Source organism: Kitasatospora sp. NPDC127121, assembly GCF_042677305.1.
In the GTDB taxonomy this organism is placed as follows: Bacteria; Actinomycetota; Actinomycetes; order Streptomycetales; family Streptomycetaceae; genus Kitasatospora.
The window spans coordinates 32,759-51,336 of record NZ_JBHXTQ010000063.1; the positions used below are offsets into that span (position 1 = coordinate 32,759).

At 72.5% G+C, this 18,578-nt stretch carries 12 protein-coding genes; 11 read left to right on the plus strand and 1 reads right to left on the minus strand.

Annotated elements, in window-relative coordinates; translation table 11 throughout:
* Positions 1-71: 71 nt before the first annotated feature.
* The 3 genes from ACFVHI_RS26885 to ACFVHI_RS26895 all read left to right on the plus strand — a co-directional run bounded on the left by ACFVHI_RS26885 (position 72) and on the right by ACFVHI_RS26895 (position 3,022).
* Positions 72-821: a hypothetical protein gene (locus ACFVHI_RS26885; RefSeq protein ID WP_380343545.1), complete on the plus strand. Its 750-nt coding sequence runs from the start codon at positions 72-74 to the stop codon at positions 819-821.
* Between the two features lie 490 nt (positions 822-1,311).
* On the plus strand, positions 1,312-2,721 hold the full coding sequence (locus tag ACFVHI_RS26890) for an NUDIX domain-containing protein (RefSeq protein ID WP_380343547.1): 1,410 nt from the start codon (positions 1,312-1,314) through the stop codon (positions 2,719-2,721).
* An 82-nt stretch (positions 2,722-2,803) separates the two neighbouring features.
* A complete protein-coding gene (locus ACFVHI_RS26895; RefSeq protein ID WP_063352329.1) occupies positions 2,804-3,022 on the plus strand; it encodes a hypothetical protein in 219 nt (72 codons plus the stop codon).
* Between the two features lie 80 nt (positions 3,023-3,102).
* Here ACFVHI_RS26895 and ACFVHI_RS26900 read toward each other — a convergent pair whose 3' ends face one another.
* Positions 3,103-4,407, minus strand: coding sequence for an FAD-dependent oxidoreductase (locus ACFVHI_RS26900; protein ID WP_380343550.1), 1,305 nt, complete (start codon positions 4,405-4,407; stop codon positions 3,103-3,105).
* 579 nt (positions 4,408-4,986) lie between these two features.
* On the opposite strand from ACFVHI_RS26900, the gene ACFVHI_RS26905 reads away from it, so the two are divergent.
* The 8 genes from ACFVHI_RS26905 to ACFVHI_RS26940 all read left to right on the plus strand — a co-directional run bounded on the left by ACFVHI_RS26905 (position 4,987) and on the right by ACFVHI_RS26940 (position 18,431).
* A complete protein-coding gene (locus ACFVHI_RS26905; RefSeq protein ID WP_063352331.1) occupies positions 4,987-5,481 on the plus strand; it encodes a cupin domain-containing protein in 495 nt (164 codons plus the stop codon).
* A gap of 159 nt (positions 5,482-5,640) precedes the next feature.
* Positions 5,641-6,696 carry a hypothetical protein gene (locus ACFVHI_RS26910; protein ID WP_380343553.1) on the plus strand — a complete coding sequence of 352 codons (1,056 nt, stop codon included), beginning with the start codon at positions 5,641-5,643 and terminating at the stop codon, positions 6,694-6,696.
* A gap of 331 nt (positions 6,697-7,027) precedes the next feature.
* Complete coding sequence (locus tag ACFVHI_RS26915) at positions 7,028-10,216, plus strand: DUF6603 domain-containing protein (RefSeq protein ID WP_380343555.1); 3,189 nt, start codon at positions 7,028-7,030, stop codon at positions 10,214-10,216.
* Between the two features lie 7 nt (positions 10,217-10,223).
* On the plus strand, positions 10,224-12,494 hold the full coding sequence (locus ACFVHI_RS26920) for a hypothetical protein (protein WP_380343558.1): 2,271 nt from the start codon (positions 10,224-10,226) through the stop codon (positions 12,492-12,494).
* 31 nt (positions 12,495-12,525) lie between these two features.
* Positions 12,526-16,017, plus strand: coding sequence for a hypothetical protein (locus ACFVHI_RS26925; protein WP_380343560.1), 3,492 nt, complete (start codon positions 12,526-12,528; stop codon positions 16,015-16,017).
* Positions 16,018-16,067: 50 nt separating this feature from the next.
* The gene (locus tag ACFVHI_RS26930) at positions 16,068-17,558 is read left to right on the plus strand and encodes a hypothetical protein (protein WP_380343563.1); all 1,491 of its coding nucleotides are present in this window, start codon (positions 16,068-16,070) and stop codon (positions 17,556-17,558) included.
* Positions 17,559-17,573: 15 nt separating this feature from the next.
* Positions 17,574-17,828: a hypothetical protein gene (locus tag ACFVHI_RS26935; protein ID WP_380343566.1), complete on the plus strand. Its 255-nt coding sequence runs from the start codon at positions 17,574-17,576 to the stop codon at positions 17,826-17,828.
* Positions 17,829-18,194: 366 nt separating this feature from the next.
* On the plus strand, positions 18,195-18,431 hold the full coding sequence (locus ACFVHI_RS26940) for a hypothetical protein (RefSeq protein WP_380343568.1): 237 nt from the start codon (positions 18,195-18,197) through the stop codon (positions 18,429-18,431).
* Positions 18,432-18,578 lie beyond the last annotated feature (147 nt).

Below are 18,578 nucleotides of genomic sequence, written 5' to 3' on the forward strand. Positions count from 1 at the left end.
CTCCTGGTCCCCGCAGGAGAGGCCACGGGCAACGAGCTGTTCCTCACCCGTACTTCGCTCAGGAGCACCGCATGTCGACCTTAACGAACCGTCGCTCGTCCGCCGTCCGTACGCTGGCCGGCTCCGCCCTGGCGGCCGCTCTGCTGGTGTCCACCGCGACAGCTTGCTCCAGCCCGTCCCCCGCGCCCGGCACCGCCGCTCCGGCCGCCGCGCCCACCACGCCCAGCGCGCAGGGCACCATCCCGCCGGCCGCCGCGCCCAGCGCTCCCACCACGCCCGACGCCGCCGCGCCGGCCAGCACTCCGGCCGCGCCTCCCGCGCCCGCTCCCGGCACCGCCGCTCCGGCCGCCACGCCCACCGCGCGCCACACCACCACCACGCCGCCGGCTGCCCCGCCCAAGGGGACGTCCCCGGTCCGCACCCAGAAGCTGGTGGACGGCAGCACGGCCGAGATCCGCGCGACCGGCAACCAGAACTACACCGCGAAGATCGTCAACAACGGTACGGAGTACGGCACGTTGGAGACGCACGACTCCGACGCCGGGGTCGACTTCAACGACATGTTCATCGTGCTCTCGCTGGACGGCACGGCCCACTCCTGGATGGGCGGCGGGCACCAGGGGCCGGGCACGTTCAAGCTCGCGGGCGGCTGGACGGCCAAGGTCACGAAGATCGGCGAACTCCACTACCGCGCGCAGATCCTCGGCAACGACGGCGCGGTGAACGGCACGCTGGAGGCGAACCAGCAAGACGCCGGAGCCGTCGCCAACGGCGTGTACATGGTGCTCAGCACCGGCGGCGAGATCAGCGCCAAAATGTGAACATGAACAAGATCGTGCTATGAACGCCCAGGAACCCGTCGGCGGGCCGCCGGCGGAAACCTCCTGGACCGCCCGGCCAGCCGAACGAGTGAAGCCGGCGGCGACTGCTCCCCGCGCGGCCTCGCCGCCCACGCGGGCGTCGGCAGCAGGCTCGAAGCCCGCCTGACGACCGCGCTCGAACAGGCTCTCGCCGCCCGTGCGCTGGGCTCCGCCACCCTGCCGACCGGCCGTTCGCGACCGGCTGGAGGGCGTACCCGACACGGCGGCGCGGTGCTCGAAAACTCCCCGTTCGCCCCGGGCGCGCCCGGAGGTGGCCTGCTTGAACCCCGCGTTCGAACAGCGCCATCATCTGTCCCCTGCCGACCACACGGCCGCCCCAACTCGGCTGCCCTGATGCTGATTCGGCCCGCCCCGGCGCGCCGGCAGGAGGAGCGTCCCGGCGCCCCCGCTCAGCAGCCCCGTCGGCCCGAGGGAACGAGGAGTCCGCGCAGTGATCGATTTCAAGGTGCTGACCGCACTGGCCGCCCGCGAGGACATCGAGCGGATCGGCGTCGGCGTGGTGGTCCGCGACGCCTCCGGCCGGGTCCTGATGATCCGCCGGGCCGCGCACGACGCCCTCCCCGGCATGTGGGAGTACCCGGGCGGCGGCCGGGAGGACGGCGAGGGGATCGGCGGCCGGGAGAGCGGCGAGGGGATCGAGGCGGGCGCGGCCCGGGAACTGGCCGAGCAGACCGGGCTCGCCGGGCTGCCGCTGGAGTACGCGCGGAGCCTGGACCTCACCGACCCGAACGGCCGGCGGGTACGGCAGTTCGTGTTCACCGCCGTCGTGCCGGACGGCACCCCGGTCACCCTGTCGGCCGAGCACGACGACCAGCAGTGGGCCCGTCCCGACCAGCTGCCGCAGACCGGTGACGGAGAGCGCGAGGTGATCAGGTGGCTCACCCGTCGCCTGGCCATCCCGGGCTGGCGGCCGGTCGGCGGCTACCTCACCACCGTCGCGCGGCCCACGGTCTACGGGTGCTTCCTGGTCACCGACCCGGACGGCCGCGTCCTCGGGATGCGCTCGACCATCAACCCGGCCGTGTGGAGCCTCCCCGGCGGCAACGTCGAACACGGCGAGACCCCGTTCGGCACGGCGCTGCGCGAGGCCCAGGAGGAACTCGGCCTCGACCTCGCCGCGGAGAACCCCGAGGTGATCGCCCGGCGGCGGCTGGTCGCGGTCGTCCACGAGCAGGCCGGCACGGAGTACCCGGTGCCGGTGTGCGGATACGTCTTCGACGGCGGCGTCCTGACCCCGGAGCAGCAGGCCCGCATCCGGCTCGACCCGGCCGAGCACACCGAGTGGCGCTTCGAGACCGCCCACGACTGGTGCGACCTGATGCCACCGGACCGCTACCAGCGGCTCCTCCAAGTGCTGCGCGCCCACCGCTGCGGCACGCCGCTGTACCTGGAACGCCCCTCCCCGGCCGACGAGTTCGAAGGAATCATGGTCCTCGTCACCGACCGGCACGGCCGGCTGCTGATGCACCACCGCGACGACAAGCCGGGCATCGCCTGGCCGGGCTACTGGACCCCCATCGGCGGCTGGCGCGAGGGCGTCGAGACCCCGCAGGAGAACGCGGCGCGCGAGGTCCGCGAGGAAGCCGGCATCGAGATCACGGGGCTCCGGATCCTGCCCGGCCCGCACCACGAGCTGGTCTCCCCGCTCACCCGCGTCCTGCACGCCGCCTGGGACGGCCCGGAGGCGGACCTCCAGCTCGGCGACGAGGGCCTGGCCGTCCGCATGATCCCCCTGGCCGAGGTGCTCGACCTCAAGGTCCCGCCCTACCTTCAGCACTACCTGCCGCTGCTGGCCGACAGGGCCGACGGGGCCGGCCAGCCCGCGAGGAGGACCTCGTGAACCAGCCCGGGCGCAGCGAAACCGGCCAGAGCAAAACCGGCCGGTCGGGCCGCCCGGCCCCGTCGCAACCGACCGCCTGAGGATGGCCGGCCGCCACCGCCGCCCGCCCGAGCCGCAGCTGCCGGCCGACACCGATGCCCGGCTGCGGGCCATCGCCGACCAGCGGCCCGTCGTGGAGGAAGGCATCGTCACCTTCCCCGCCAGCACCGTCCCGTACGCCTACCGCACCGTGCACCGGCCCGACGGCGGCACCGACCAGCACCTCGTCCGCCTCGACCTGCCCCGGCGACCACCCGGGTGACCGGCTCGGCAGCCCGTTCCTGACGAGCCGTCACCACGGGTGGACCGCAATCCAGGACCAGGACTCGCCCCTCCCGGCCGTCAGCTCTGTCCGACCCGCTGTCGGCCGGTTCGCCGGGAGGCGGCCACGACGGAGAAGGCGTACTCCCGCATCCGGAGCTCGTAGTCCCGTACGCCGTCCACCAGCGGCGCGCCGGAGGCCGCGGCCCCAGCCAGGGTCCGCGTCAGCTCGGCGGCGTCGCGGATCGCGGTGTTCGCGCCCATCGCCAGCACCGGACTCATGGCGTGGATCGCGTCCCCGAGCAGGGTGACGGGGCCCGGCTCCCACGGCGGTACGGGGCTCGCCGTGGAGATGCGCAGCGGGAACAGCGAGTCGGTCTCCCAGCGGTCCAGGAGGCGGTGCACGTCGGGGTGCCAGTCGTCGCCCACCAGGCGTCCGGCCAGCTCGCGCAGGGCGGGGCCGTCGAGACCGCGCAGCGCCTCGAACGAGGGCATGGCGGGGTGGTCCGCCGGCGCTCCCACCAGGCAGGCGACGTAGTCGCCGACGGGGGTGAGGGGGACGGGCGGTGTGTGTGCCGGGCCGGCGGCGCCGGGAGGGCGGGCGAACCGCACGGGCCCGAACCCGACGTGCGGACTTCCCGGCCCACCGGTCACCACGGTGAAGATGCTGTCGAACACCCACGGCGGCAGCGCGGCCGCCTCCGCCCCTCCGGCCCCTCCAACCCCGGTATCCGGCGCATCCGGCGCATCCGGCGCATCCGGCGCATCCGGCGCATCCAGCGCATCCAGCGGGATCCTGCCGTAGATCAGGCGCAGTCCGGCGTCCTCGACCCGGGCGTGCGGCAGCAGCTGTCGGCGTACCACCGATCCGACCCCATCGGCACCGACCAGGAGGTCGGCGCTCGCGCTGCGGCCGTCGGCGAACCGCGCGGTGACCGTTCCGTCCTGCTCCCTCTCCCAGCTCAGCAGTTCCGCGCCGTAGCGCACGGTGTCCGCCAGGCCGGAGAGCAGGATCTGGCGCAGCGTCGGCCGGTTGAACGCGTACGAGCGGTACGGGCGGTATGGGCGGGCCGTGCCGCCGGCGGGGTCGGGGCCCGGCGCGGTGGGCCGGTCCGCGAGCGTGCCCAGGTGGCGGTCGCGGACGGAGACCCGGGCGGGCGGCGAGGCCGCGGTCGCCAGGCCCAGCCGGAAGAGGTGCTCCGGCAGGCAGCGTTCCAGGCCCGCGAGCCCGGGTTCGTCGAGCTGGACGCGGTAGCCCTGCGACCTCGCGTCCGGGTGCGGGTCCCGCTCGTACACGGCGACGTCGAAGCCGCGGGCGCGCAGCCCGTGGGCGAGGGTGAGGCCGCCGAGTCCGGCGCCGGCGATGATGACACGGTGCTGGTGCACAGTCTTCTGCCTTCGTTGTGGTCACGAAGGAAGCACTGGGGTTCCGCGAAGGGAACAAACACCGCGAGGGCGCCGCTCAGAAACACCATTCAGGAGCGATTTTTCGCGCATTCCGTTGATTCTGGGCCCACAGTAGCAGCGAGCCGCGAGGTGGAGGGGATCCACCGGTATTCCGGTCCGAGGAGGGTGGTCCCCGGGAGTCACACGCAGCGGGGTGCCGACCCACCGCTCGGAACAGCCCGCCAGGACTTCTCGGCGCGCAGGTCCTCCAGTGCCCGCACAGGCCCCGCCCCCGTAGCGGGGGCCATCGCCAGGCCGCTGCGGGTGCGCCGACGGCCGCCTCGGCGCACCGTGGACCTGTGGGCCTGCGGACGTCTAGGTCATCTTGGGCTGCGAAGAGCCGGTGGAACCGCCAGGCCCACGCCGCGCAGGGTGCTTCGGCCGTGATCGGCGCCGCCGGGCCGAGCGCCGCCGCCCTGTCCGGCACCCTCGGCAGCCGGCCGGCTACACGTCGCTTCGACACCGAGGGGACGGACCACCACCGACCAATCACGCGATGCCTCGAAAGGGAAATCCGCCATGTCCTACCCAATAGCTCACTACTGGGGCGAATCGGGCGAGAATACGGCAAATCTCCGATTCGGCGCCGCCACGCCGGACGTGTTGATCGGCGCGGGGGGCACAAGAGTCCACTACCTGGTCGACACGCCCTCCGCGAACAAGACGTTCGGCCTGTACCGATTGGACATGGGGCCTCGGCCGACAGGCCCCGCTCCACACTTCCACCGGACCATGTCCGAGTCGTTCTTCGTCCTGTCCGGGATCATGCGCCTGTACGACGGTGAACGGTGGATCGACGCCGAGGCGGGTGACTTCCTGCACGTGCCGGAGGGCGCTGTGCACGGCTTCCGCAACGAGTCCCACGAGCCGGCCTCGATGCTGATGCTCTTCGTGCCGGGCGTGCCACGTGAATCGTTCTTCGAGGAAATCTCGGAGATCGCGGCCGAAAGACGTCCGATGAGCGAGGCGGATTGGGCGGAACTCTACGGCCGGCACGACCACTTCCTGCCCTGACCGGCCCGTCCGGCCGGGGGGTTGGCTCGAACGACGACTCGGGCGATCACGCGCTGACGTTCGGTCATGTTTCCGTACCGAGGGGTGTATCGAGCTGTTGGTCGGCCATGGTGGCAGGATGCCCGGGTGGATGGGATATTGCGTGCCGCTGCAGAGCTGTTGGACACGGAGCTGTCCGAGCCCGTCGACTTGGGCGGAAGCCGGCGCAGCACGGTGCTGCGCTGCCGGACCGGTTCCGGGGAGAGCGTGATCGTCAAGGCCTACACCGACGAGCCGGAGGCCCGGCGCTGCTTTGCCGCGGAGGCGGCCGGGCTCTCGTTCGGTCTTGCCGGCCCCGAGGTGCTGGGGGTGGACCCGAAGGTCCCGCTGCTGGTCATGGCGGACCTCGGTGATTCACCGACGCTGGCGGACGTGCTGCTGGGAAGCGACGCGAAGGCCGCCGGGGAAGGCCTGGTGGCCTGGGCGCGCGCGCTTGGGCGGCTGGCTGCGAAGTCGGTGCATCGGCGAGTCGAGTTCAGGCAGTTGTGGGCCCGGTACGGCACGGGGATGACCGCCTGGGATGACGAGCCGTGGATCGCGCGGGGTGTGGCTGCCCTGCCCGGGGTGCTCGACGCGGTCGGTGTCGCGGCTCCCGCCGGGCTGTGCGAGGAACTCGCTCGCATGGGAACGGCGGGCGGGGAGGAGTATCCGGCGTTCACCCCGGGCGACACCTGCCCTGACAACAACCTGCTCACGCCGCAGGGGCTGCGGCTGCTCGACTTCGAAGCCGCTTGCTACCAGTCGGTGTTCCTGACGGCCACGTACTGCAGAACGCCGTTCTCCACCTGCTGGTGCGTCTTCGTCCTGCCGGCGGGGATCGCCCGGAAGGTCGAGGAGGCTTACCGGGCGGAGGTCGTCGCGGTGTACCCGGCGTTGGCCGAGGACGCGGTGTGGCAGGCCGGGATGCGGCAGGCCGTCGCGGTCTGGACGGTGAACGCAACCGTGCGCCTGCTGCCGCAGACGGTGGAGGACGGACCGATGCACAGGACACGTCGACCCGTGGCGACCAGGCGCCAGGTCCTCAGGCACCGCTGGCACGTGGCGAGCACGCTCGGGGAGTTCCCGGCGTTCGCGCAGACCGTGCGACAACTGCTGCGCAAGGCCGCCCGGGAGTGGGATGTAGCTCCGCTGCCGCACTATCCCGCCTTCCGGGCCGCGGGGGCGGGCAGGACCTAGGGCGGCGGGAAGCTCGACGACACCTGTCGGACTCGGCCGTAGGCGATGCGTATCGGCCAAGATCGGATCGTTCCGTCACTATCCGCGCACGCCTCGGATACGCTGCGACAGTCCCGTGTCGGACGTGCACTCACCGGTCCTGGCGAGTCAAGGCCCCTGGTACGCACGGCCGTTGTCGCCCTGGCTGGTCCAGGGGGGCTCAATTGTCATGCCCCGAACCGAAATGGGCCAATGACGGGGACGCCCGGCCGGTCGGGCAGGCCGGGGGGTCGGGCAGGCCGGGGGGCCGGGACCGGATGGAACACAACCAGGGCGGGAGGCCGACCGGCTGATGACACTGAGCATCGACGAACTACGGCAGCGGCTGGCAGGCAGCCAGGGCAAGACGTTCGAGATCACCGGTGAGGAACTCGGGGCGGCCGATCTGGTCTCGCGCCACCTCGGCGATTCGCTGAAGGTCGGCAAGGCGACCACCGACAGCAACGCCCTGACGGTCCACGGCACCGCCGCGCTGGGGGCAGCGACCGGCCTGCCGGTCACGGTGGCCTTCACGGCCGACGCCGACGGCAAGCAACTCGTCGGCTTCGACATCGCGTTCACCCTGAGTCTCTGGACCTTCACCACGGCGGCAGCGACCGAGGACTTCACCTACCTGTCCAAGTTCGGCTTCACCCAGCCCAGGTTCGTCCTGCGCAGCGGCGACGTCGGCGCCGTCCTGGGCTGCACGCTCAACGGCGCCGCCTACCGCCTGCCGGTCGACGGCGACGGCCCGTTGGTGCCGGACGGCGCCGGCGGCGGCGAGCTGCCGGACGTCACGCAGTCCTTCGGCTGCGCCCTGCCCGCGGACCTGGGCTTCAACCTCACCGACGTCTGGCTCCGCTACGTCCAGGGCACGAAGACCCTGGTGCTGTCCGGGAGCGCCGCCCTGAGCGGCGGAGCCCCGGCCTCCAGCGTGGCCTGGGCGCTGCTGATCCAGGACCGGGGCGACGCGGGCAGGCGCTACCTCGGCGTGGTGCAGGCGGCCGTCAAGCTGTCGCTGTCCGGGCTGCCGATCATCAAGGCACTGGTGCCGCCGGCCAACGACCTGGTGATGCAGCACGTGGCCCTGCTGTTCATCACGGAGGGGCTGGACGACACCGAGGTGGCGGACCTCAACAAGGCCCTCAAGGCGGTCAAGGCCGACTTCCCCGCGGGGAACGCGCCCGAGCTGCCGGCCGGACCGCTGGACAGCGGGGTCACGGCGTCCCTGGCCTACGACCTCGGCGGCACGCCCCGGGAGGCCGTGAAGGTCCGGCTCGGCGAGGCCTCGCGCACCTGGACCGCCCTGCCGCAGGACAAGGGTCCCAGCGGCAAGGCCGACCAGCCGGCGAAGGCGGAGTCCAGCGGCCCGTTCCGGCTGGGCAAGCTCAACCTCGGCTACGCCAAGGGCACGATCCAGGTCACCGCGGACTTCAGCATCAACGCCCACGCCCTGACGTTCGAGGCGAGCGGCTTCGGGGTCAGCATTCCGCTGGCCGACCCCGGCAAGGCAACCCCCGTGCTCAAGGGCCTGGGCATCAGCGCGAAGGCGGACCCGATCGCGCTGGGCGGCGCGCTGCGCACGAACCCGACTCCGGACTGGCCGGTGCGGTACGACGGCGACGGCATGCTGACGGCGCCGGTCATCAGCGTCGGGATCGCCGGCTCCTACGCGCGCAAGGCGGACGGCACGCTCTCGCTCTTCCTCTTCGGCCAACTCGGCACCGGCACCAACCCGGAGGCCGGCTTCGGCCCGCCGCCCTTCCGGGTCAAGGACGTCTCCCTGGGCTTCGGCTACCACAGCGAGGTCCGCGTCCCGGCGCTGACCGAGGTGGACACCTTCCCCCTGCTCAACCTGACCGGCGGCGCCGACTCGACCCCGATGAAGGTGCTGGACACGCTGACAGGCGGGCTCAAACCCTGGGTCGCGCCCAAGGACGGCGAGATCTGGGTCGCGGCGGGCCTGCACTGGACGATGTTCGAGCTGGCCGACTTCCGTTCCATGGCACTGGTCGAGTTCGGCGAGTCCCTGGTGATCGCGCTGCTGGGGCTCGGGGAGTTCGACTTCCCCAAGCTGACGGCGGCCGAGCAGAAGGCGGGCAAGGATCCGAAGGTGGCACGGATCCAGATCGCGGCCGAGGCGCTGTACCGGCAGAGCGAGGGCCTGCTCTCCCTGACGGCCCAACTGACCGACAAGTCCTACATCCTGGACAAGAACTGCAAGCCCACCGGCGGCCTCGCGCTCTGCGTCTGGGTGCCCCCGAGCCCGCACGCCGGGGACTTCGTGGTCTCCGTCGGCGGCTACCACCCGGCGTTCGTCAAGCCCGGCCACTACCCCGCCGTACCCCGGCTGGGGATCAAGTGGTCGATCAGCAACACCCTCACCCTGACCGCTCAGGCGTACGCGGCCATCACCCCGCACGCGGCGATGCTGGGCGGCGCGCTGGCGCTGGTCTTCGACACCGGTCCGCTGCGGGCCTGGTTCACCGCGCACCTGGACGCGCTGATCCAGTGGTCGCCGTTCTTCTTCGACGTCGCCATGGGCGTCAGCATCGGGGTGCGGTTCTCCCTCCACGTCTGGTTCGTCCACATCACGATCAGCCTGGAACTCGGCGTGGACGTGGAGCTGTGGGGCCCGCCCATCGGCGGCAACGCCACCGTCCACCTGTGGTTCATCAGCTTCCACATCGGCTTCGGCAAGAGCCGCCCGGACCACCTGCCGCCCGTCCCCTGGACCGACTTCCAGTCCCAGCTGCCGCCCAAACAGCAGGCCGTGCAGGCCAATCCGGTCGCCGGGCTGTCCTGGAAGCCCACCGCTCCCTCGTCCCTCGCCCGGGTGGGCGACGACGGAACGGACACCGGCCCCTGGTACGCCTCCACCCACGGGTTCAGCTTCGTCACCTCCTCGGCCGTGCCGGCCAGCAAGGTGCTCTTCGGCGGCGCCGCCGTGACCCCGGACGAGGACCCGCTGCACATCCGCCCGATGCAGCAGGGCGACCTGACGTCCACCCACAGCGTCACGATCACCAAGGACGGCCAGGAGGTCGACCACTCCACCTGGAGCGTCGAGCCGGTGCGCTCCAACGTGCCGCAGTCGCTGTGGGGCCCGGGCGAGAGCTCGCTGAACGGCACCGGGCTGCTGCCCGGCCGGCTGACCGGCCTGACGGTCACCGTCCCGGCACCGGCCTTCAACGGACAGCTGACGGTCGCACCCGGCGTCCTCGACCTCGACCCGCTGCTGCCCCAGGGCGCCCTGCCCCTGGACGCGGGAGCGGCCGCGGTCGGCCCCGTGGCGCAGACGAGCGCGCAGACCGTGGCGGCCATCACCTCCGCCGACACCGGCATCGCCGCCCCCTCGACCGCCACGAAGCGCGAGGCCCTGCGCGCCCAGCTCGGCGGGCTCGGGTACCTGCTCGACCCCGCCTGCCCGCTGAGCGGCTACGCCGACCTCGCCCGCGGCGACCTGGCCGCCGAGCCGCTTCTCGTCCCGACCGGAAAGTGACCACCTGATGCTCAGTCAAGATTCCGGAACCGCCAGCGGCCTGGAGTTCCACGACAGCCTCGTCCCGGCCCTGGAGGCGGGGACCTACCAGATCACCACCGGGCACGCCATCGACGGCCTGGACACCGGCGACTACTTCGCCACGCCAGTGGTGCGCACCCTTGAGGTACAGGCCGCGCGGTTCGCGCTGCCCGACGGCGCGGTGCACGGGGTGTACCCCACCGACGGCGCCACCGGCACCTTCGACCAGCTGCTGCCGCACATCACCCTGGACACTCCGCCACTGCCCTGGGAACGCACCCTCACGGGGGCGCCGCCCACCCCCGGACAGCCGGCCGTACCGTGGCTGGCGGTGCTCCTCTTCGCCGAGGGCGAGCTGCCGGGCGACCCGTCCGCCACCGGCCGCACCGAGACGACGACCGTCGCCGACCTGCTGGCCACCCCCGCCACCGAGGCCATCGCCCCCGCGCTGACCGACGTCGAACAGCCGGACCAGGCCACCGAGTGCCGAACGATCGACGTCCCCCCGAAGCTGTTCGCCGCGATCGCCCCGCGCACCGGGGAGCTGGGCCGGCTCGTCCACCTGCGGCGCGGCGAGGACGAGCCCAGCGGGGCGCGCTCACGCAGCGACCGCACCCGGGCCCGCTCGCTGCGCGGCGTCCACCGCGCCACCCCGCCCCGCTGGTGGCACACCCTGCGCGACGACCCGTCCTACGAGGGCCTGCACGCGGTGGTCGTGGGCAACCGCTTCCCCACCACCACCGGCGGCCAGTACACGGCCCACCTGGTCTCCCTGGAGGGCTTCGCCGCGTACCTCGACGGCAGCACGGTGGCGAGCGCGCCGCTGCGCCTGGTCTCGCTGCGGTCCTGGTCGTTCCGCTCCCTGCCGGACTCCGGGGCGCACTTCGGCACCCTCGTCGAGAACCTGGCCGCACCCGGCAGCCAGGACGCCGCCGCGCTGGGGCTGCGGCTGCCGCCGAACGGCGCCACCGGCGAGGCCGGCGACCGGCTCACCCAGGGCTACACGCCACTGGCCCACCAGCTCGACTCGGGCGAGCAGAGCTACGCCTGGTACCGGGGCCCGCTCACCCCGCTGCCCACCCAGCCGCTCCCGCAGACCGTGGAGCACAGCGCGAACGCGGACGCCCGGCTGGTGTACCTGGAGGAGCACGGCCTCTTCGACGTCAGCTACGCCGCCGCGTGGACCCTGGGCCGCTCCCTCGCGCTCGCGGACCCGCAGTTCCCGCCCGCGCTGATGGCCTGGCGCACGGTGGCCCGGGCCGGCGCGGGCCGGATGCTCGCCGCGCGCGCCCGGGCCGGCAGCGGCAGCCTCGCCGGCACCCGGGCCGCGACCGACCCCCTGGGCGCACCCGCGGCGATCGGCGCCCGCCCGGCCCGGCAGGCGTTCGAGGCGAGCGCCCTGGGCGGCCTCGCCCACACCCTCACCACCGCGCTGGCGAGCCCGCTGGACCAGGCCGCCGCCGGCCGGCGGCTGGCCCAGGCGCGACCGGCGGCGCCCCTCCAGGCCGCCGCGCCGTGGCTGCGCGGCCAGCTGGCCCGGCCCGAGGCACGCGAGGCACTGCGGGCGGCGACCGCCGACGCCGCGAACCCGGTGCTGGACTGGCTGGACCGCCTCGCCCTGCTCCACCCGGTGCCCCTGGAACAGCTCGTGCCCCGCCAGGAGCTGCTGCCCAACGAGAGCCTGCGCTTCTGCTACGTCGACCGGGCCTGGCAGACGGCGCTCGTCGACGGGGCGCTGAGCATCGGCATCGCCGGCAGCCTGGACAGCGACCTCAGCACGCTGCTGCACGACGCCCTCACCGACCTGCCCGCCCGCATCTCGGGCTTCCTCGTCCGCTCCTGCCTGGTGCCCGGCTGGCCCGCCCTGCGCATGCACCTGTACGCCGGCGAGGACGAACTGACGGTGCTGCGCGCCGACACGCTGGGCGAGGACGTGCTGCTGGTGCTGGCCGACGGCATCGTGGACCGGCTCGTGGTGGCGGAACCGCCCCAGGGCCTGCACTTCGGCATCCAGGACGGCGACGTCCTGCACCTGCGCAACCTCAAGGGCGACGACATCGGCACCACGCTGCCGGGCGTCGAGCTGCCGCAGGTCAGCGGCTACCTGAACCCGGACACCCGGGTCCTGGACGTCACCCGGATCGGCGACGCCATCACCGCCGCCCTCGGCGACCACGCCCAGGAGAACGGCCTCAGCTCGGCCGGCTGGGCGATCCAGATGGTCAAGGCAGCCCAGCAGATGACCTTCCAGCGATGACCCTCCAGCGATCCTGACGAAAGCGAGCACCATGCCGAACGACGACAAGGGACCGCTGATCGTCCCGGTCCAGGTCGACGCCCTGGCGGTCAACGACGAGGTCCGCTCCAGCGTGCCGTTCATCCGCTGGCAGGCCAACTTCAACCTGCTGGCGCAGAACCTCCCGCCCGAGGGCGGGCCCTTCGACAACAACCAGGCCGCGCACTGGGACAACGACACCACCGCGGGCGGCGTCTACCTCCAGTGGCAGCTGCCCCAGGCCCTGCGCAACGGCGCGCACGACCCGGACACCGGCGACACCACCTTCCCGCTGGTACCCAACCGATGGCTCGTCGTCCGCTACAGCGGTCCGGCCGCCGACCGCACCGCCCACTCCTGGGTGATCGAGAGCGACTGGCTGCCCGCCGACGGCGACACCGCCACCGGCACCACCCCCTACCTGCGCCCCGGCACCGCCAGGAGCGTCCACATCGGACGGCGCACCGCCGCCGCCGACTGGCCGGGCGAGAGCGGCACCCAGGACCCGTACGTCACCGCCGCCGGACCGGGCCTGCTCACCTTCTCCGCCTTCCAGCCCTTCAACGAGAACGTGCTCTCCCTGCACGACGACCTCACGGGCGTCGCGGACCAGGACACCCTCAGCTACCTCGTCACCGGCTGGTACTCCGCACCCGGCGCCGACCCGCTGCACGAGGCGACCAGCCTGGCCGACCTCGGCTGGGCCCTGGCCGCCGACCCCGCCACCGACACCCCGCCCACCGACCGCACCCTCTACACCGGTCAGGTGCTGGGCCTGAGTTGGGACCGGAAGGGCAGCGTGCCCGCCTCGGACCGCCCCCAGGGCGTGGACGTGGACGTCGCCGTGGGCAACAGCTCCGTCGACGCGCTCACCGCCCTGCTGGTGGCCAAGGGCACCGACGCCGACGACGCCGCCCGGCTGGAGGCGCTGGCACACGGCCTGCTCGACGGCCTGGACGACGCGGGCACCGAATCCGTCGACCAGTCCATCCACCGCGCCTGGTTCGGCTCCACCCACGGCGGCTACACCTGGGACCTGGTGGACGGCACCGCCGGCGCCGAACTCTGCGCCCAGCTCAACACCGACCAGGCCGCCCACGACGCCCAGGTGCGCCAACTGGCCGACACCCAGTGGAAGTTGTACGGCGCCTGGTGGCTCAACCGCCTCGACGACGTCCCCGACGCCTACACCGACACGCTGCCCGCCACCCTGAAGCCCAGCGAGCAGGACAGCCTCGCCGCCCGGGTCACGGCACTGGCCGCCGACATCGCCGCCCGCCGCGACCCCCGCTCCGGGCACCAGCAGCCGATCCCCTGGGGCGCCACCGACGAGGACCTCGCCACCGCCGCCCAGGCCTACCTGACCGCACACGGCGCGGACCCCGCGACCTGCACGCTCAAGCGCTCCCCGCTGGGCGAGTTCCACCACGCGCAGGACCCGGTGGTGCTGCTGAACGGGATCAAGACACCGACCCCGGCCGACCTCACCGCCGCACTGCCCTGCCGCACCCCGGACCAACTGCTCACCCGCATCGACCTGGGCAGCGGCCCCGCCCCCGCCCCGGCCACCGTGCCCGGGCCGGCCCTGACCCACCTGCCCGAGGCCACCACCCTCGCCACCCTGCTCGGCGAGTTCTGGCTGCTCGACCAGGCCCAGGCCGCCGGCACCCTCGCCGACGCCGTGGCCCACCCCGACCAGCGGGTCACCGGCACCCTCCCCGCCCTCGGCACCAGCAGCTGGCGCCAGCCCTGGAAGCCGCTCTACCTGCTCTACGAGCTGTCCTACTACCCCATCCCGCACGACACCTCCGACGGCGACTGCTGGCAGTTCGACGGCACCCGCTACCACTGGACGACGACCGGCCCGGCCGACCCGCCCGTCTACCAGTCCTACACGGGGCGGATCTACCTCACCCCGCACGCCACCTTCAACCTCGCCGCCCAGATCAAGCAGTACCGCGCCACCCACCCCGACGCGCCCCAGGACGAGCTCCAGCAACTCGCCGACCAGGTGGCCGGCTGGGACCTGCTCAGCCAGGCCCTCGACGGACTCACCCCGCGCATCACCCTGCGCGACCCGGCCCTCGCCGCCCACCCCGACGACGTCAAGGGCCTGGCCACCCTGATCGGCTCCCAGTACCAGAGCACCCCCGTCCCCGGCGCCCTGCCCTCCCGCAACGGCAAGTGGCCCGCCTCGGACTTCCCGCACCTGCGCGCCGGCCAGTTCTACTTCAACCGGATCGCCGTCGTCGACCAGTTCGGCCAGGTCACCGACCCCATCAACCCGCAGGGCAGCGGCAGCTCCACCGACAACGACAAGAAGCACCTGGTGCTGGCCGACAGCGTGCGCCCGGACGACGGCGCGACGATCCTGCCGGAGTTCCCCTACCGCTACGCCGAACTGCGCCCCCGCCTCCTGCAAGGAGCCCGGCTCCGCTTCGACGCCGTCAGCGCCACCGACGACAGCCAGGTGCTCGACCTGCACGCGGGCGTCAACCCCGTCTGCGGCTGGCTGCTGCCCAACCACCTGGACGCCGCCCTCGCCGCCTTCGACCCCGACGGCGGCGCGCTCGGCCAGTGCCGGACGGTCTACACCGACGGCGGCCAGCAGCAGGTCGTCTGGGACCCGGCACCGGGCTCCAGCTACCCCACCCTCGACAGCCTCGCCCCCGAACTCCCGCACCTGGCCTCCTTCCTGACCGGCCTGCGCGACGCCGGCCCGTCGGCCCTGGCCGCCACCCTGAAGGCCGTCGACGAGACCCTCTACACCGTCAACCCGCTCGGCGGCTGGGACGACGCCACCATGACCGTGCTCGCCGGGCGGCCCCTGGCCCTGCTGCGCACCCGGCTGGCCCTCGAACTCGACGGACCGCCGGTCATGGACCCCAGCTGGGAACAGTGGCAGTACGTCCTCGACCCGAGCAGCACCGCGCCCCGGCCGGTCTCCCTGGACTACCGGTGGGGCGTGCGGCTCGGCGCCCTGGAGAACCTCGCCGACGGCCTGATCGGCTACACCAGCGGCGACGACTACACCACCCTGCACACCGTCCACCTGCCGTCGGACGCCCCGTCCTACCTGGCCGGCATCGGCACCGGGTTCCCGCTCACCACCGCCGGCACCCCGCAGTACCTCACCCTGCTCGCCGACCCCCGGGGCGCCGTCCACGCGGTCAGCGACATCCTGCCGGTCTCCGTCTTCACCGTGCCCGCCGAGTTCGTCAGCACCGCGCTCTCCCGGATGGAGGTCTCCTTCCGCCTCAGCCCGGTCCTGACCACCCCGCAGGGCGTCACCGGCGCCGACGGCAGCCCCGCCACCGGCTGGGTCCTGCCCCGCCCCCCGGCCCGCCACGGCAACTGGAGCTGGGCCGAACCCACCACCACCGGCTGGCAGGACAACCCGCTGGCACCCGCCGGCACCCCCGGCCACATCCCGACCCCGACCGCCCCCCTCAGCGCCCGCACCGGCCGCCTGCGCCTGCGCGGCGCGGTCGCCGACGAGAAGTGACCACCGACCCACACACCACCGATCCACGCACCACCGACCCAGGAGCAGCAGTGTTCGTCCGCGCCGGAGCCAGCGCCTCCACCGCCCTGAACTACCTCGTCACCACCGCACCTTCGCCCCTGGAGATCACCCCGGCGGACACCACGTTCACCCCGGCCACGATCTCCGTCACCGCCGCCAACCCCGGCCCCGACCCGGTCCGCGTCGTCTCCGTCAAGTTCACCCTCCTCGCAGGCACCGGCGCCGGCGCCCTCACGGAACACCTGGACCAGATCCACGCCACGGTGACCCCCGGCACCGACTGGTCCTTCACCAACGGGGAGGACGGCACCTTCCTCGCCATGCCCACCGGGGACCAGGGCTACGTCGAAGTCACCGACAAGGCCGTGCTGTTCGAGCTCACCGACATCGCCGTCAACGGCGAGATCGGCGTCACCACCCTCGACATCCTGGAGAGGACCCAGGACGACGAGGGCGACACCTCCAAGGGAACGGCCGAGTTCCAACTCGGCAAGTGCTTCCCGGGCTTCCAGTTCAGCGACCTGACACCCGCGTTCCTCGACGACGGCCACACCACCGTGACCAACGGCAACACCGTCACCCTGACCTGGACCGCCTCCCACGGCGCCGCCTACACCATGCTCCACGAGAACAAGTCCTACGACGTCACCAACACCCGCACCTGGACCTCCCCGACACTCACCCGCGACGCCACCTTCCACCTGCGCGCCAGCCTCACCACCGACGGCCACACCGTCACCCACTACCTGCACACCAACGTCACCGTGGACAAGCCCGACCTGGAGCTCGGCACCCTGACGGTGAACGGGGACGCCCAGGTGTCCGGGCAGAGCAACGTCCAGGGCCTGCACTGCGCGCAGACGCTGGAGGTCGGCGGTGAGATCCACGTCGCAGGGACCGTGTACGGCGGCGACCGCACCAAGCCCGTGACCCTGTACGGCGCCCATGTCACCAGCGCCCTCACCGTCGACGGCAACCTCAGCGCCACCGGCACCGGCACGTTCGGCAAGGACCTCTCCACCACCGGCGGACTCACCGCCGGCGGCACCGCAACGGTCGCGGGCAACCTCACCGCGAACAGCGCCGTGACGGTCAAGGGCAGCCTCACGGCCGACGGAGGGGCGACCATCAACCACTCGCTGTCCGTCACAGCGGTGACGGACATGCTTGCCAACCACTACATGTACTTCTACCCGAAGGCAGCGTCATTCAGTAAGACCGCCCCTACGGACGGACTTCTCACGGTCATGCTGCTCATCGAGGACCATACGGGCAAGGACAACAACGTCGGCCTTCCCGCTCGTCTCTACCTGACGGTCGGCGGCTACGAATACTGGGTTGACGCGCCGATCCTGCGCCAGTCCGGCACCTCCGGCCAGCGCCACCCGATGAGCTTCCTCGTCCGCCAGGGGCAGACGATCTCCGGCACGTTGGCGGATGTCGACCACGACGTGGACATGAGCAAGGTGGCCACGACACTGTACTGGTTCCCGATCGGAAAGTCCCTGGAACTCACCTGAGCCGGCGCCGCGCCGTTGGGCCCGGTCAGGTGGCTGCTCTCCCAGTTCCTCTCCCCGCTGGTGAACACCCGCACCGATGCCTGGGGCGGCTCACCGGCCAACCGTGCCCTGCGCCCGGTGACCTGGTCCGACAAGGCGCTCGCCTCCGGCCGGGCTCCCGCTCCCGGCACCCGCCCGGCCGTGGCCCTGCTCGTCGAACAGCTCCAGCAGCGCAAGGCCCTGCGCCGCTACCGCGCCTGGCTGGACACCCGCCGGCCCGAAGCGGCGTAACCACGCCCCGGCACGGCGCACACCACCCCGTCCGCGCCTTGGCTTCGACCCCGGCGCGCCCGCGCCGGACCTTCACCGAGCAGACCGAAGGCCTGACGTTCCGTTACGGCCGTCGCAGTGCCACGGCACCCATGAAGGATCGCTCAGCCGCCGCGCTCCGGTCTCTGCCCAAGTGGTGACCGGGTTTCAAACCATATGTCGCCCTATGGAATGACTGTGGTTCGTGCCCGGGCGTGTCGCAACTGACCGCTGCGAACCTTGCCCATACCAGGCAGGACCTGCCGGCTACACCTTCCGGCAGGCCTGCCCAGGTCCGACCACCCCACCGAGAGCCGACACCCGTCGGTGCACCTGCGGAGGTACATCATGTCCCGTTCCACCACCGCGCTCGCTGCCCTGGCCGCCGCCGGCCTGATCGCCCTGACGGCGCCCACGGCTGCCGTCGCCGCGCCCCGCGTGGCCACCAACACCATGTGCCTGGACGTGGGCGGCTCCCGCAACAACGGCGACCGGGTCAAGATCTGGCAGTGTCAGAGCCCCGGCTTCGGCAACCAGAACTTCGTCATCGACAGCGGCCAGATCAAGGTCAAGGACACCATCTGACAGGCCGGCGCGGGGCACGGTGACGGCCGCGTCGTGTGCCCCGGAAATGCAGAGAACCCCCATCCGGTTTCCCGGATGGGGGTTCTCTGTGAATGATTGTTCGGCGGCGTCCTACTCTCCCACAGGGTCCCCCCTGCAGTACCATCG